The 14744-nt window shown below is 73.8% G+C and carries 14 protein-coding genes; 4 read left to right on the top strand and 10 right to left on the bottom strand.

The genetic code is table 11. The annotated features are described in order from the left end of the window. From ACZ51I_RS22855 to ACZ51I_RS22830, 6 genes are all read right to left on the bottom strand, one after another. Complete coding sequence (locus ACZ51I_RS22855; protein ID WP_468878817.1) at window positions 1-1599, bottom strand: acyl-CoA carboxylase subunit beta; 1599 nt, start codon at window positions 1597-1599, stop codon at window positions 1-3. Then, a complete protein-coding gene (locus ACZ51I_RS22850; protein ID WP_468878814.1) occupies window positions 1596-3299 on the bottom strand; it encodes an acyclic terpene utilization AtuA family protein in 1704 nt (567 codons plus the stop codon). Before ACZ51I_RS22850 ends, ACZ51I_RS22855 begins: the two co-directional genes overlap by 4 nt. Then, on the bottom strand, window positions 3296-4090 hold the full coding sequence (locus tag ACZ51I_RS22845) for a TIGR03084 family metal-binding protein (protein WP_468878811.1): 795 nt from the start codon (window positions 4088-4090) through the stop codon (window positions 3296-3298). Before ACZ51I_RS22845 ends, ACZ51I_RS22850 begins: the two co-directional genes overlap by 4 nt. A gap of 191 nt (window positions 4091-4281) precedes the next feature. Next, window positions 4282-4464 carry a DUF1272 domain-containing protein gene (locus ACZ51I_RS22840; RefSeq protein ID WP_468878810.1) on the bottom strand — a complete coding sequence of 61 codons (183 nt, stop codon included), beginning with the start codon at window positions 4462-4464 and terminating at the stop codon, window positions 4282-4284. A gap of 100 nt (window positions 4465-4564) precedes the next feature. Next, entirely contained in the window at window positions 4565-4942 is a 378-nt protein-coding gene (locus ACZ51I_RS22835) for a VOC family protein (RefSeq protein ID WP_468878808.1), read from the bottom strand. Between the two features lie 103 nt (window positions 4943-5045). After that, on the bottom strand, window positions 5046-5981 hold the full coding sequence (locus ACZ51I_RS22830) for an EamA family transporter (protein WP_468879628.1): 936 nt from the start codon (window positions 5979-5981) through the stop codon (window positions 5046-5048). A gap of 202 nt (window positions 5982-6183) precedes the next feature. Here ACZ51I_RS22830 and ACZ51I_RS22825 point away from each other — a divergent pair, with 202 nt between their 5' ends. Beyond that, window positions 6184-7044, top strand: a complete 861-nt coding sequence (locus ACZ51I_RS22825; protein ID WP_468878805.1) for a LysR family transcriptional regulator — start codon at window positions 6184-6186, stop codon at window positions 7042-7044. Between the two features lie 16 nt (window positions 7045-7060). Here ACZ51I_RS22825 and ACZ51I_RS22820 read toward each other — a convergent pair whose 3' ends face one another. After that, entirely contained in the window at window positions 7061-9832 is a 2772-nt protein-coding gene (locus tag ACZ51I_RS22820) for an FAD-binding and (Fe-S)-binding domain-containing protein (RefSeq protein ID WP_468878803.1), read from the bottom strand. A 51-nt stretch (window positions 9833-9883) separates the two neighbouring features. On the opposite strand from ACZ51I_RS22820, the gene serC reads away from it, so the two are divergent. After that, entirely contained in the window at window positions 9884-11002 is a 1119-nt protein-coding gene (gene serC, locus ACZ51I_RS22815) for a phosphoserine transaminase (protein ID WP_468878800.1), read from the top strand. Window positions 11003-11073: 71 nt separating this feature from the next. On the opposite strand, the gene ACZ51I_RS22810 is transcribed toward serC, so the two are convergent. Beyond that, window positions 11074-11439 (bottom strand): cupin domain-containing protein, encoded by a 366-nt coding sequence (locus tag ACZ51I_RS22810; protein ID WP_468878798.1) that lies wholly within the window; start codon window positions 11437-11439, stop codon window positions 11074-11076. 75 nt (window positions 11440-11514) lie between these two features. Next, window positions 11515-12513: a WD40 repeat domain-containing protein gene (locus ACZ51I_RS22805; protein ID WP_468878796.1), complete on the bottom strand. Its 999-nt coding sequence runs from the start codon at window positions 12511-12513 to the stop codon at window positions 11515-11517. A 71-nt stretch (window positions 12514-12584) separates the two neighbouring features. Here ACZ51I_RS22805 and ACZ51I_RS22800 point away from each other — a divergent pair, with 71 nt between their 5' ends. Together ACZ51I_RS22800 and ACZ51I_RS22795 are read left to right on the top strand one after the other, a co-directional pair. Then, complete coding sequence (locus tag ACZ51I_RS22800) at window positions 12585-13424, top strand: alpha/beta fold hydrolase (protein WP_468878793.1); 840 nt, start codon at window positions 12585-12587, stop codon at window positions 13422-13424. 210 nt (window positions 13425-13634) lie between these two features. Next, complete coding sequence (locus tag ACZ51I_RS22795) at window positions 13635-14315, top strand: GDSL-type esterase/lipase family protein (RefSeq protein WP_468878791.1); 681 nt, start codon at window positions 13635-13637, stop codon at window positions 14313-14315. A 5-nt stretch (window positions 14316-14320) separates the two neighbouring features. Here ACZ51I_RS22795 and ACZ51I_RS22790 read toward each other — a convergent pair whose 3' ends face one another. Then, a complete protein-coding gene (locus tag ACZ51I_RS22790) occupies window positions 14321-14740 on the bottom strand; it encodes a carboxymuconolactone decarboxylase family protein (RefSeq protein WP_468878788.1) in 420 nt (139 codons plus the stop codon). Between the last annotated feature and the right edge of the window lie 4 nt (window positions 14741-14744).

Genomic DNA, 14744 nt, shown 5'->3' with positions numbered 1-14744 from the left:
TCACATTCGGAAGACGCCGAAGCCGCCGCGTGCGCCCTCGACCGGTGCCGTGTGGATCGCGGAGAGGCACAGCCCGAGGACCGTGCGGGTGTCGCGGGGGTCGATGACCCCGTCGTCGTAGAGCCGGCCGGAGAGGAACATCGGCAGGGACTCGGACTCGATCTGCGCCTCGACCAGCGCCCGCAGCCCGGCGTCGGCCTCGTCGTCGTACGGCTGCCCCTTCGCCGCCGCCGAGGCGCGCGCCACGAGGGAGAGCACGCCGGCGAGCTGCTGCGGGCCCATGACGGCGGACTTCGCGCTCGGCCAGGCGAAGAGGAAGCGCGGGTCGTAGGCCCGGCCGCACATGCCGTAGTGCCCGGCGCCGTACGACGCCCCCATCAGGACGGAGAGGTGGGGGACCTTCGAGTTCGACACCGCGTTGATCATCATGGCGCCGTGCTTGATGATGCCGCCCTGCTCGTACTCCTTGCCGACCATGTAGCCGGTGGTGTTGTGGAGGAAGACGAGCGGGATGTCGCGCTGGTTGGCGAGCTGGATGAACTGGGCGGCCTTCTGCGACTCGGCGGAGAACAGGACGCCCCGCGCGTTGGCGAGGATGCCGACCGGATAGCCGTGCAGGCGCGCCCAGCCCGTGGTCAGCGACGTCCCGTACAGCGGCTTGAACTCGTCGAAGTCCGAGCCGTCGACGATGCGGCCGATCACCTCGCGCGGGTCGAAGGGGGTCTTGAGGTCGCCGGGGACGATCCCGAGCAGCTCCTCGGGGTCGTACTTCGGGGGTTCCGCGGACGCCGGGTCGGGGTGCGCCTTGCGGTGGTTGAGGCGGGCGACGATCCGGCGGGCCTGACGGATCGCGTCGGCCTCGTCGACGGCATAGTGGTCGGCCAGGCCCGAGGTCCTGGCGTGCATCTCGGCGCCGCCGAGCGACTCGTCGTCGCTCTCCTCGCCCGTCGCCATCTTCACCAGCGGCGGCCCGCCGAGGAAGACCTTCGACCGCTCCTTGATCATCACGGTGTGGTCGGACATGCCGGGGACGTACGCGCCGCCCGCCGTCGAGTTCCCGAAGACGACGGCGACGGTCGGGATGCCGGCGGCGGAGAGGCGGGTGAGGTCGCGGAAGAGGGCGCCGCCGGGGATGAAGATCTCCTTCTGGGAGGGCAGGTCGGCGCCGCCGGACTCGACGAGGGAGATGACCGGCAGCCGGTTGGCGTACGCGATCTCGTTGGCCCGCAGGGCCTTCTTCAGGGTCCACGGGTTGGAGGCGCCGCCGCGCACGGTCGGGTCGTTGGCGGTGATCAGACACTCCACGCCCTCGACGACCCCGATGCCGGTGACGAGCGAGGCGCCCACGGTGTGGTCGCTGCCCCAGGCGGCGAGGGGGGAGAGTTCGAGGAAGGGGCTGTCGGGGTCGACGAGCAGTTCGACGCGCTCGCGGGCGAGCAGCTTGCCGCGTTTCCTGTGGCGGGCGGTGTACTTCTCGCCGCCGCCCGCGAGGGCCTTGGCGTGCTCGGCGTCGAGGGCGGCGAGCTTCTCCAGCATGGCGGCGCGGTGGGCGGCGTGGTCGGGGGCGGTGGGGTCGAGGGCGGAGGCGAGGACGGTCACGACGGTTCCTCCGGAGGGGCGGTGAGCAGGGCCGTCGGTATGTCGACGTGGCGGGAGCGGAGCCATTCGCCGAGGGCCTTGGCCTGGGGGTCGAAGCGGGCCTGGGAGGCGACGCCCTCGCCGAGGATCCCGGCGATGGTGAAGTTGAGGGCGCGGAGGTTGGGGAGGAGGTGCCGGGTGACGGTCAAGCCGGTGGTCTCCGGCAGGAGTTCCCTGAGCCTCTCCACCGTGAGGGTGTGGGCCAGCCAGCGCCACTCCTCCTCCGTCCGGACCCACACCCCCACGTTCGCGTCGCCGCCCTTGTCACCGCTCCGGGCCCCCGCGATCCGGCCGAGGGGTGCTCTCCGGGTGGGCCCCTCGGGGAGCGGCGGCGGAAGCTCCGGGTCGGGTACGGGTCCCGGCTCGCGGGTCCTCGGGGGTACGGGGACGTCCAGGCGGGTCCCGTCGGGAAGGACCGCCGTGTGGGGGACCTCGGCGGCCGGTACGTACGCCGACTCGAAGACCCCGTAGGGGGCGCCCCTGCCGGGCGGGGCGGTGACGTGGAAGCCGGGGTAGCTCGCGAGGGCCAGTTCGACGGCGGCCCCGGTGACGGCGCGGCCGACCTTGTCGGGGTCCCGGTCGCGGACGACGAGCCGGAGCAGGGCGCTCGCGGTCTCCTCGGTCTCCGCGTCCGGCCGGTCGGTGCGGGCGAGTTCCCAGCGGACCTCGGCCGGCGGGTCCTTCGCGAGGGCGTCGTGGAGCTGCTCCCGGAGGAGGGCCGCCTTGGCCTCGATGTCGAGGCCGGTGAGGACGAAGACGACCGCGTTGCGGTAGCCGCCGAGCCTGCTGAGCCCGACCTTGAGCGTCGGGGGCGGGGCCTCTCCCCGGGCGCCCTCGATCCGGACGCGGTCGGGGCCCTCCTGGGTGAGCCGGACGGTGTCGAGCCGGGCGGTCACGTCGGGGCCGGGGTAGCGGGCGCCGGCCGTCTCGTAGAGGAGCTGGGCGGTGACCGTGCCGGTGTCGACGAGGCCGCCGGTGCCGGGGTGCTTGGTGATGACCGCGCTGCCGTCCGCGTGGAGTTCGGCGACCGGGAAGCCGGGGCGGCGCACGTCATGGCCCCGGAAGAAGGCGTAGTTGCCGCCGGTGGCCTGGGTGCCGCACTCCAGGACGTGCCCGGCGACAACCGCGCCCGCCAGCTCGTCGTACGCCTCCGGGCTCCAGCCGAAGTGCCACTGCGCGGGCCCGGTGACGAGGGCCGCGTCGGTGACCCGGCCGGTGACGACGACGTCGGCGCCCGCCGTGAGGCAGGCGGCGATGCCGGCGCCCCCGAGGTAGGCGTTGGCGGCGAGGGCGCCGTCCCGGGCGGGCAGCCGGTCGCCCTCGACGTGGGCGATGCGGGTCGGCAGGCCGAGCTTCGCGACGAGGGCGCGCAGGGCGTCGGCGAGCCCGGCGGGGTTGAGGCCGCCCGCGTTGGCGACGATCCGGACCCCCCGCTCGTGGGCGAGGCCGAGGCCCTCCTCCATCTGCCGCAGGAAGGTCTTCGCGTACCCGGCGGCCGGGTCCTTCAGCTGGTCGCGGCCGAGGATGAGCATGGTCAGTTCGGCGAGGTAGTCGCCGGTGAGGACGTCGAGTGCGCCGCCGGGCCCGCCGCCGGTGAGCATCTCGCGGACGGCGTCGAAACGGTCGCCGTAGAAGCCGGAGGCGTTGCCGATACGGATCACGCCCCGGCCTCCCTGGGCGTACGACCCGCGCCCGCCGGGCCCGCGAAGGCCTGGGCGATGCCGAGCCAGCGCTCGGCGTCCTCGCCCTCGGCGACCAGGGCGGTGTCGTCGCGGTGGACCCGCTGGGTGACGAGGAGGCAGAAGTCGAGGGCTGGACCGGTGACCTTCTGGGCGGCGCCCTCGGGGCCGTACGCCCACAACCGGCCGTCGGGGGCGACGAGTTCGACGCGGAAGGGCTCGGCGGGCGCCGGGATGCCCCGTACCAGGAAGGCGTAGTCGCGGGCCCGGTGGCCGATCCAGGCGATGTGCCGGAGCCGGGCCGTGGGCGGGCGGGCCGCCCCGAGGGCGTCGGCGACGTCCTGGCCGTGCGCCCAGGTCTCCATCAGCCGGGCGGTGGCCATGGCGGGGGCGCTCATCGGCGGCCCGTACCAGGGGAACCTGACGCCGGGCGGGACCGCGCGCAGCGCCTCCTGGAGCCGCTCGCGGCCGGCGCGCCAGCGGGCCAGGAGCTCGGCGGGCGGCAGCCCGGCGCCCTCCTCGGCGCCCTCGTCGACGAAGCGGTCGGGGGCGGCGAGGGCTTTCGCGGTCTCGGCGGCGAAGGCCTCGGCGTCGGTGGCGGCGAGGAGGGCGGCCCGGTCCGTCCAGGCGAGGTGGGCGATCTGGTGGGCGATCGTCCAGCCGGGCGCGGGGGTCGGCGTACCCCACTGCTCCTCGGTCGACTCCGCGACGAGACGGTCGAGTTCTTCGCTCTCGGCGCGGAGGTCGTCGAGGACGACGGCGGGGTCGGACACGGTGCGCTCCCCTCGGGGGACGGGCGGTCACGGGCCTTCGCCGAGGAGCATGCCAGCGGGACCAGAAACAATCAAGCGTGCTTGCTTTAGTTTCTGGGGGCTTCGGGGCGCTAGGCGGGCCGGACCCCCTCCGCTTCCTCCGTGAGGCGACCAGCCGTACGGCAGGGACGCTCACGGCACGCCCCGGCCCCTCAGGAGCGGACGCGCCGCGGCCGGGCCACCAGCTCGCCGCCGCAGTTCGGACAGACGCCGCCCATCGCGTCGGCGCAAGGGACGCAGAAGCTGCACTCGTACGAACAGATCCGGGCGGGCCCGTCCGGCGTCAGGGCCTCGGTCTCACAGCGCTCGCAACGGTCTCGCATCTCCAGGGCCATGGTCGGCTCCCCCTCCTCGTACGACTGAGAACCACTCCATGATCAGCGCCCGCCCCCGGCCCCCTCAACAGCCCGGCGGCCATGGAACGACAGGATCGGGTCAGTGCCTGACCAGGCAGAACGGATGCCCCGCCGGGTCCGCGTACACCCGCCAGCTCCGCGTCCCCGCCCCGTCGTCGAGCAGCCTCGCGCCCTGCGCGAGGACCTCCTCCTGGGCCGCGTCCAGGTCGGCGACGCCGAAGTCGAGGTGGAACTGCTGGGGACGCTCCGGGTCCGGCCACGCCGGCGGGCGGTGATCGGCGACGCCCTGGAAACAGAGGACGAGCCCGCCGGGGGTGTGCAGGGTGGACCAGTTCTCGTCGAGGGACCAGCGCGGGTCCGGCCGGTCGACGTCCCCGCCGAGCACGGCGCGGTAGAACGCGGCGAGGTCCCGGGGCGCTGAACAGTCGAGGACGAGGCACTGGAGTTCGGCGATCATGCGCGGAGTCTAGGGGCGGGCAGGGCGCAGGCGCAGTGCCCGCGAGCACCGCCTCGACCGGCCGGCGGCGCGTCTCGCGAGGGACGACTGGCCCCCGCCGAAGCTACTCGGCGCGGGCCCGACGCGCCTGGGTGCGGACCGCGCCCATGCTCGCCCCGATGACGAGGGCGATGGCGAGGGCGTCGGTGCCGGACAGGGCCTGGCTGAGGACGAGGAAGCCGGCCGTCGCCGCGATGGCCGGTTCCAGGCTCATCAGGATCGCGAAGGTGGGCGCGGGCAGGCGGCGCAGCGCGAGGAGTTCCAGGGTGTACGGGAGGACGGAGGACATTAGCGCGACGGCGAGGCCCAGGCCGATCGTCGACGGCACGAGGAGCTTGTCGCCCGCCTCCGCGATCCCGAGCGGCAGGCTGAGGACGGCTCCGAAGGCCATGGCGAGCGCGAGCCCGTCGGCCTGCGGGAAGCGGCGGCCGGTGCGTGCGCTGAAGACGATGTACGTGGCCCACATGACGCCCGCGGCGAGCGCGAAGCCCGCGCCGAGCGGATCGAGGCGGTCGAAGCCGCCGCCGCCGAGGAGGACGACGCCGCCGAGGGCGAGCCCGGCCCACAGGAGGTTCATCAGCCGACGCGACGCGGCCACGGAGAGGATCAGCGGGCCGAGGACCTCCAGGGTCACGGCGGCGCCCAGCGGGATCCGGTCGGCGGCCTGGTAGAAGAGGATGTTCATGCCGGCCATGGCGGCGCCGAAGGCGACGATCGTCCCCCAGTCGGCGCGGCCGTAGCCGCGGACCTTGGGCCGGCAGACGATCAGCAGGACGGCGGCGGCGAGCACGAGCCGCAGGGTCACGACCCCGAGCGCGCCCGCGCGGGGCATGAGCAGGACGGCGACGGCGGAACCGAACTGCACGGAGAGCCCGCCGGCGACGACGAGCGCCACGGGCCCGAGCCGGTGACCGGCCGCGAGCGGGGCGGCGGCCCGCGAATGCGCCGCCTCGGACCGCGCCCCGGGGGCCGCTTGAGGCCCAGGGCCCGCTTGAGGCACGGCGGCAGGTGCGGCGGCCGAGGCCTCCTTGACCGGACTGTCCACCGACGGCTCCTCACCACGCACGCTAGTTCAATGCACTGGACTCTCAGTCCAGAATAATGCACCCCCGTTCCGGCCCGCAGCCGGATTCCCTCTCCACGCTACGAGCCTCCGCGCGGCAGCGGAAATGCCGATTGTGCTGCGGTTATGCTCCGGACGCATGAGCATCGAGCTACGCCACCTCCGCTGCTTCCTCGCCATCGCCGAGGAGTCCAGCCTCACCAGGGCGGCCGCCCGGCTCCACCTCACCCAGCCCGCCGTCTCGCGCACGCTCGCCGCCCTGGAGCAGCACCTCGGCGCCCGGCTCGTCGACCGCTCCACGCACCACCTCGCGCTCACCGCCGAAGGCCGCGCGTTCCAGGACCGGGCGGCCGCCGCTCTCGCCGCCTTCGAGGCGGCCGTCGACCCGGCGCGGCTGCGCCACCGCCCGCTGCGCCTCGGGCACGCCTGGTCGGCCTTCGGCGCGTACACCACTCCCCTGCTCCGGCGCTGGCAGCGCGCCCACCCCGAGACCCCGCTCGAACTCCTCCGCGTCGACGACCGCACCGCCGGCCTCGCCCGGGGCGAGGTCGACGCGGCGCTGCTGCGCGGGGCGGTGGAGGCACCCGGCCTGGTCACGGCGGAACTCACCACCGAGGAACGGGTGGTCGCGCTGCCCGCCGACAGTCCGCTCGCGGACCGTCCCGGGCTCTCCCTCGGCGACCTCGCGGGCGAGACGGTCGTCCTCAACACCGTCTCGGGCACGACCACCCTCGCGCTCTGGCCGGCCGGTGGCCGCCCGGCGGCCACCCTGACGGTCGCCAACACCGACGACTGGCTGACGGCGATCGCCGCCGGCCGGGGCATCGGCGTCTCCTCCGCCTCGACGGCGGCCCTCCACCCCCACCCGGGCGTCACGTACCGCCCCCTCCCGGACGCGCCCCCGCTGCCGGTCGTCCTGGCGTGGCGCGACGCCTTCCCGCACCCGGCGACGGAAGCGCTGGTGGCGCTGGCTCGGGAGATCGTGGGGGAGGGGGAGTGAGGCGCGGGACCCGGTCTCACCGCTCCCCCTCCACCCCCTCCGCCAGCACCTCCGCCAGATGCCGCCCCCTCCGCCCCGTCAGGTCCGCGATCTGGGTCCTGCACGAGAAGCCGTCCGCCAGGACCGTCGTCTGCGGGCCGGCGGCGCGGAGGGCCGGCAGCAGCTGATCCTCCGCGCACGCCACCGACACCTCGTAGTGGCCCGGTTCGAAGCCGAAGTCGCCCGCGAGGCCGCAGCACCCGCCCGTGAACTCGCCCGTCAGGCCCGCCCGTTCCCGGAGGCGGCGGTCCGCCGCGTCGCCCAGGACGGCGTGCTGGTGGCAGTGGGTCTGGCCGGTGACCGGTCGGTCGAGGCGGGGTGGGGTCCAGTCGGGGGCAAACTCCTCCAGAGCCTCCGCGAAGGTGCGGACCGCCCCCGCCAGGCGCGCCGCGCGAGGGTCGTCCGGGAGCAGTTCCGGCAGGTCGGTGCGGAGGGTCGCCGCACACGAGGGTTCCAGGACGACCACCGGGCCCGTCCCCTCCTCCATCACGTCGAGCGTCCGCCGCATCACCTTCCTCGCCGCCCCCAACTGCCCCGTCGACACATACGTGAGCCCGCAGCAGACCCGGCCCGGCGGCAGCTCCACCCCGAGGCCGGCGTCCTCCAGGACGCGGACGGCCGCCTCGCCGACCTCCGGTGCCAGGTGGTTCGTGAAGGTGTCCGGCCACAGCGTGAGCGACGGCGGGCGTGTCGAGGCGCGCTGGGCGAACCAATACGCGAAGGTCCGCTCCGCCACCCTCGGCATCGTCCGCTCCGGCGTCACCCCCGCGAGCCGCGCCGCGAACGGCAGCGCCATCGCCGCGTTCAGGGCCCGCCCGAAGTGCGCCAGCCACCCCGGCAGGCGGCCCAGCGTCCAGTGCGAGCGCGGCCGGCGCAGAACCCCGAGCGGTCCCGCGTAGTGCCGGTCGAGGAACTCCGCCTTGTACACGGCCATGTCCACGCCCACCGGGCAGTCGCTGCGGCAGCCCTTGCAGGACAGGCACAGGTCGAGCGCCTCCCGGACCTCCTCCGAGCGCCAGCCGTCGGTGATCACCTCGCCGAGCGCCATCTCGTGCAGGAGCCGCGCCCGGCCCCGGGTGGAGTGCTTCTCCTCCCCCGTCGCCCGGTACGAGGGACACATCACCCCCGGGCCGGTGCTCGGGCCGTCCACCCGGCACTTGGCCACCCCCACGCACCGGGCCGCGGACCTGCCCACCCCGACCAGCGGCAGGCCCTCGAAGCGGAGTCCGGAATCCAGCGGCTTCGGCCGCACCAGCACCCCCGGGTTCAGGCCGCCGTCCGGATCCCACACGTCCTTGACGGCGCCGAAGAGGCCGACCAGCTCCTCCCCGTACATCCTCGGCAGCAGTTCGGCCCGCGCCTGTCCGTCGCCGTGCTCCCCGGAGAGCGAGCCGCCGTGGGCGACCACGAGGTCGGCGACCGCCTCCGAGAACCGCCGGAAGTCCCGTACGCCCTCGCCCGTCCACAGGTCGAAATCGATCCGCACATGCACGCACCCGTCCCCGAAGTGCCCGTACGGGATCCCCCGGAGGCCGAAATCGGCCAGCAGGGCACGGAATTCCCGCAGGTACGCGCCGAGCCGGGCCGGCGGCACCGCGCAGTCCTCCCATCCCGGCCAGGCGTCCCCGCCCCCCGGCATCCGGGTCGCCGTCCCGGCCGCGTCCTCCCGGATCCGCCACAGCGCCCTCTGCCCGGCCGCCTCGCGCACCACCGCCGCGTCCAGCGCGTCGGCCGCCCGGACCAGCCGTCCGGCCGCCCCTTCCCCGTCCACCTCGCAGAACAGCCACGCCCCGCCCCTGGGCAACCCCGCGGCACCCCGGACGAGATCCGCCGCCATGCCCTCCACGGTGAGCGGCCCGTACGGGAGCAGGCCCGCCGCCGCGTCCGCCGCCGCGCTCTCGTCCGCGTACCCGAGGACGACGAGGACCGGCTCGGCGGGCAGCGGGACGAGCGCCACGGTCGCCTCCGTCACCACCCCGAGCGTGCCCTCGCTGCCGCAGAAGGAGCGGGCCACGTCCGCGCCCCGCTCGGGGAGCAGCGCGTCGAGGGCGTAGCCGGAGATCCGGCGCGGGAGCCCGGCGGGGTAGCCGGTCCGCAGAAGGGCCAGGTGGCGGTCGACGAGGTCGAGGAGTCCGGCGGGCGCGCCCTGTCCGTCCCGGCCGAGCGTCAATCTCTCGCCCCGGTACGTCACCACTTCCAGCGAGCGCACGTTGTCCGCCGTGGTCCCCCAGGCGACGGAGTGCGCCCCGCAGGCGTTGTTGCCGATCATTCCGCCGAGGGTGCAGCGGCTGTGGGTGGAGGGGTCGGAGCCGAAGGTCAGCCCGTAGGGGCGGGCCGCCGCCCGCAGCCGGTCGAGGATGACTCCGGGCTGGACGACGGCGGTCCGTGCCTCCGGGTCCAGGGAGACGATCCCGTCCATGTGGCGTGTGAGGTCGAGCACGACTCCGGTGCCTGTGGCCTGGCCGCCGATCGAGGTTCCGCCGCCCCGGGCGACGACGGGGGTGGTGTCGTGGGCCCGGCAGACCTCCAGGGCGGCCGCGATGTCGGCGGCGTCGCGCGGCGCGACCGTACCGGCGGGAACGCGGCGGTAGTTGGAGGCGTCCATCGTCGTCAGGGCCCTGGCGGTGACGGAGAAGTCGACCTCTCCGGCGACGGCGGCGCGCAGGTCGCCCGCCAGTCGGGAGGCCGGGCCGGACGGGTGTTCCTCGTGTCTTCCCACGAGGCCAGGATGTCTCAGTCCTCGTCTCATCGGGCGGACATACGGCGACCGGTGCCGCCCCGACCCGATACTCTCCGCCTCGTGGCTGAGATCCGGATTCCCGCTGACATCAAGCCCGCCGACGGCCGTTTCGGCGCGGGCCCCTCCAAGGTGCGTACGGAGGCGCTGGACGCCCTGGCCGCCACCGGCACCTCCCTCCTCGGCACGTCCCACCGCCAGGCTCCGGTCAAGAACCTGGTCGGCGAGGTACGTGCCGGCATCTCCGACCTCTTCTCGCTGCCCGAGGGCTACGAGGTGATCCTGGGCAACGGCGGCTCCACCGCCTTCTGGGACGTCGCGACCCACGGTCTCATCGAGAACAAGTCGCAGCACCTGAGCTTCGGCGAGTTCTCCTCCAAGTTCGCGAAGGCCGCCAAGCTGGCTCCCTGGCTTGCCGAGCCGACCGTGATCTCCTCCGACCCGGGCACCCACCCGGAGCCGGTGGCCGAGGCGGGCGTCGACGTCTACGCGTACACCCACAACGAGACCTCCACCGGTGTCGCCGCCCCGATCAAGCGGGTCGCGGGCGCCGACGAGGGCGCGCTGGTCCTGGTCGACGCGACCTCCGGCGCGGGCGGTCTGCCCGTCGACATCACCGAGACGGACGTCTACTACTTCGCCCCGCAGAAGTCCTTCGCCGCCGAGGGCGGCCTGTGGCTCGCGGCCTTCTCCCCGGCCGCCCTGGAGCGTGCGCAGCGGATCCACGCGTCCGGCCGCCACGTCCCGGAGTTCTTCTCGCTGCCGACGGCGATCGACAACTCGCTGAAGAACCAGACGTACAACACCCCGGCGCTCTCGACCCTCTTCCTGCTCAACGAGCAGCTGAAGTGGATCAACGGCCAGGGTGGTCTGGACTGGGCGGTGGCCCGGACGAAGGAGTCCTCGGACGCGCTCTACACGTGGGCCGAGGAGTCCAAGTACGCCTCGCCGTTCGTGGCGGACGCGGCGAAGCGCTCGCAGGTCATCGGCACGATCGACTTCGCGGACGAGGTCGACGCGGCGGCGGTCGCGAAGGTGCTGCGCGCCAACGGCATCGTGGACACCGAGCCGTACCGCAAGCTGGGCCGCAACCAGCTGCGGATCGCGATGTTCCCGGCGATCGACCCGGCGGACGTGCGGGCCCTGACGGCCTGCGTCGACCACGTGATCGAGAGGCTCTGACCTCTGCGGTCGTACCGAGGGCCCGGCACCGAGGCGACAGGTGCCGGGCCCTTCGCCGTGCCCGGCCGGACTCAGCCCGACCGCGCCTTCACGTGATCGATCACGGCGTCGAACTCGGCGGTCGGCGAGAACTCCACGACATCGGTGTCCTCCAGCGCCTCGGGGGCGTGGCCCGGCCCCCAGTAGTAGGCCTGTCCCGCCTCGTAGATCTCCTCGCCCGAGGCGGTCCGCATCCTGATGCGGCCGTTCAGGAGGTACCCCCAGTGGGGGCACTGGCACAGGTCGCCTTCCAGGCCCTTGAGCGCCGGTGCCATGTCGGTGCCCTTGGGGAGGTGGACGAAGGAGACGCTCAGGCCGCCACCGGCCTCCTGCTTGCGGAAGTCCACGCCGCCGCCTTCCAGGGCGACGGGGGTGTCCTCGCGCGTGAATCCCGTCATGATTCCTCCAAGCCTCGCGTCGGCCTGCCCGGCCGGGCCCCGGCCTCCCCGGTCTCCTTCCAGTCTCGGCCCGGATCAGCCGCGGCGCAGCAGACGCTTGGCGCCGAGGACGAGGACGGTGGCGCCGGCGAGGACGAGGAAGCCGGTGGTCGCGCTCCCCTGACCGCCCCGGCCGCCCGCCGCCGGGGGCTGGGACACGCCCGGCGCCCGCGAGGACGGCGGGTCCGACGGACTGCCCGACGGGCCGGCGGCGCCCTCCCGGTCCACACGCACCACGCGGCTGTTGCGGCCCTCCGAGCCGAACATGAGGGCCGAGCCGTCCGTCGTGTACGTCACCGATTCCGCCTGGCCCTGGAAAGGGGCCCCGACGGGCGTGCCGTCGTCGCCGAGGCGGCCGTCCTTCCAGGCGTACTCCTTGGCGCTGAAGTAGCCGCGCAGGACGAGCCGGTCACCGTCCGGCGAGAAGGCGCCGTCGGTCACCCAGGGCACGTCGTCGACGCGCCGGAACACGTTCGTGCCGGACGGGGAGAGACGCTCGGGTCCCGCGTAGAGGCCGCCCCCGTCCTCGTTCTTGCTCGCGATGTACACCCGGCCGGTCTTCGGATGGACCATCAGGGCCTCGGCGTTGCGCGCCCCGTCGGCGTACTTCACCACGTACTGCTTCGCCTTGACGGTCTGGTCCTTCAGGGTCTTCGGCTCGGGGAAGCGGTAGATCCAGACGTGGTCCCAGGAGCCGTCGAGGTTGTCGCCGATGTCGCCGACGTAGAGGTCGCCGTCCGGGCCGACGGCGATCGCCTCCATGTCGCGGGGGGTGCCGACGCCGGCCATGGTCAGGGTGGCGACGGTCTTTCCCGTACGGGAGTCGACGCCGTAGATCAGGGGCGCGTCCTGGTCGTTGTGCGTCCAGTAGATCCCGGGGTGGGCCCGGCTCGCGGCGAGGCCGCTGGACTCGGTGATCCGGGCGTCCTCGATCGTGAAGTCCCGGTCGGGTTCCTGCCCTTCGGCACGGGCGTGGCCGGCCGGGAGCAGCACCAGGGCGGCGGCCGCGCCGAGGGCGCAGAGAGCAGATCGCATGGGAGCAAGCCTGCCATGACGGCGCGGAAACCGGCTTGACCAGCATCGGAGGCACTGTCATGGTCGCGGCCATGCCTACTTTCCCCGCTCCCGACGGAACCCTGCTCGCGTACCACGCGTCCGGTTCCGGCGACCCGCTGATCTGTCTGCCCGGCGGCCCCATGCAGGACTCCGTCTACCTCGGTGACCTCGGCGGTCTCGCCGCCCACCGGACGCTCATCCGGCTCGACCTGCGGGGCACGGGCGCGTCGGCGGTGCCGGAGGACCCGGCCTCGTACCGCTGCGACCGGCTCGTCGAGGACGTGGAGGCGCTGCGCGTGCACCTCGGCCTTGACACCGTCGATCTCCTCGGGCACTCGGCGGGGGCGAACCTGGCCGCGCTGTACACGGCCCGGTATCCGGAACGGGTGTCCCGTCTCGTCCTCCTCACCCCGGGCACGGCGGCCGTCGGCCTCGAGACGACCGGGGAGGAGCGGCTCGCGGCGGCACGGCTGCGGACCGGGGAGCCGTGGTTCGCGGAGGCGTACACGGCGCTCGAGGACCTGACGGCGGGGCGGGGGACGGCGGAGACCTTCCAGGCCGTCGCGCCGTTCTTCCACGGCACCTGGGACGAGGCCGCGCGGGAGCGGCACGCGGCGATGGAGCGGCAGCGGAACGTGGAGGCCGCCGGTGTCTACGGGAGCGAGGGCGCCTTCGAACCGGAGGCCACGCGCGCGGTGTTCGCCGAGTTCGGCCGTCCGGTACTCGTCGTCGCCGGGGAGGGCGACGCGAACACGCCGGTGCCGACGGCCCGCGCGTACGCGGAGCTGTTCCCGGCTTCGGAACTCGCGGTCCTGGCGGGGGCGGGGCACTTCCCGTGGCACGACGACGCGGAGTGGGTGGCGTCGACGGTGGGCGCTTTTCTGAGGTAGGCGCGCGGATCCGGATCCAGGGTCCGGGATCCAACATCCCGGATCCCGGATCCAATATCCCGGATCCAATATCCCGGATCCCGGATCCCGGATCACGGATCACGGATCACGGATCACGGATCACGAATCACGGATCCAATATCCCGGATCCCGAATCCCGTGTCCCGGATCACGTCGCCGCTCCGGGACACGGTCCGCGATGATATGACCATGCGTTTTCTGTTCGTCGGCGACAGCATGACCATCGGACGCGCCGGCGACTGGACCTGGCGTTACCGCATGTGGGAGCACCTGGAGGCCACGCTCCCCGGCGGGTACGAGATCGTCGGCCCGCGCTCCGGTCTGTACGACCCCGCCGTGGACGCCCCGGCCTCGGAGGCGTACCCCGATCCCGCGTTCCCCGCGGCCGCCCGGCGTCACCTGGCGGGCTGGGGCGAGGGCTGGCTCCACATGGCCCCGGTGATCGGCGAGGCGGTCTCGGCGACCGGGGCGGACGTGCTGCTCGTCTCCCTCGGCCTGATCGACCTGGGCTTCTACACGAACAGCGACCAGACGGAGGAGAACGTCCGGGCGTTCGTGGCGGCGGCGCGGGCCGCGAACCCGCGCGTGAGGGCCGTCCTCCTACCGGTCATCCCCAACGTCCGCGCCGGGTGCGACGCCTTCTTCGCCGCCGAGTGCGCCCGCTTCAACGAGCTCCTCGCGAAGGCGGTCGCCGACCTGGACACGGCCGCCTCGCCGCTGCTGCTCGCGACGGTCCCGGAGTCGTACGACCTCCGGGCGGACACCTACGACGGCACCCACCCCGGCCCCTCAGGGGAGCACAAGCTGGCCGCCGCGTTCGCCGACGCGATGCACCAGGCGTGGGGGCTGGGTGGCCCGTACGCCCGCTGACGGAGTCACGCGGCGCGGGTGAGGCGGTTGGCGAAGGTCGACAGCGTGTACGTACCGATGCCGAGGCAGACCTCCAGGGCGTTGCGGCGGGTGTAGCCGGCCTTCTCGAAGGCGGCGAGGTCCTCGTCGCTCACCGCGCCGGAGGAGGCGAGGACCCGGAGGGTGAACGTCCGGACAGCGGCGAGGCGTTCGGCGTCGGGTGCCGGGCCGAGGGCGGCCAGCTTGGCCTCGTGCATGTCGACGCAGAGGTGGCACTGGTTCCGCTCGGCGACGGTCAGGATGACCGTCTCGCGGGAGTGCGGGTCGAGGGTGGTGGACTCGAAGGCCGCGCTGAGCTTGAGGAAGCCGTCGAGGGTCTCCGGGGACTCCTTGAGGAGAGCGGCGGCGGCGGCGATACGAGCGGACAGGTCGACGGGTACGGACAAGGCG

The organism is Streptomyces sp. NPDC034084 (assembly GCF_055575535.1).
This window is presented reverse-complemented; position numbering and strand designations above follow the sequence as displayed.

What these genes read in the sequence shown, in the direction of transcription:
- ACZ51I_RS22825 (WP_468878805.1), top strand. Translation starts at nt 6,184, where the DNA reads ATGAGCATCGAGCTACGCCACCTCCGCTGCTTCCTCGCCATCGCCGAG.
- ACZ51I_RS22835 (WP_468878808.1), bottom strand. Translation starts at nt 4,942, where the DNA reads ATGATCGCCGAACTCCAGTGCCTCGTCCTCGACTGTTCAGCGCCCCGG.
- ACZ51I_RS22805 (WP_468878796.1), bottom strand. Translation starts at nt 12,513, where the DNA reads ATGCGATCTGCTCTCTGCGCCCTCGGCGCGGCCGCCGCCCTGGTGCTG.
- ACZ51I_RS22810 (WP_468878798.1), bottom strand. Translation starts at nt 11,439, where the DNA reads ATGACGGGATTCACGCGCGAGGACACCCCCGTCGCCCTGGAAGGCGGC.
- ACZ51I_RS22820 (WP_468878803.1), bottom strand. Translation starts at nt 9,832, where the DNA reads ATGAGACGAGGACTGAGACATCCTGGCCTCGTGGGAAGACACGAGGAA.
- ACZ51I_RS22795 (WP_468878791.1), top strand. Translation starts at nt 13,635, where the DNA reads ATGCGTTTTCTGTTCGTCGGCGACAGCATGACCATCGGACGCGCCGGC.
- ACZ51I_RS22840 (WP_468878810.1), bottom strand. Translation starts at nt 4,464, where the DNA reads ATGGCCCTGGAGATGCGAGACCGTTGCGAGCGCTGTGAGACCGAGGCC.
- ACZ51I_RS22800 (WP_468878793.1), top strand. Translation starts at nt 12,585, where the DNA reads ATGCCTACTTTCCCCGCTCCCGACGGAACCCTGCTCGCGTACCACGCG.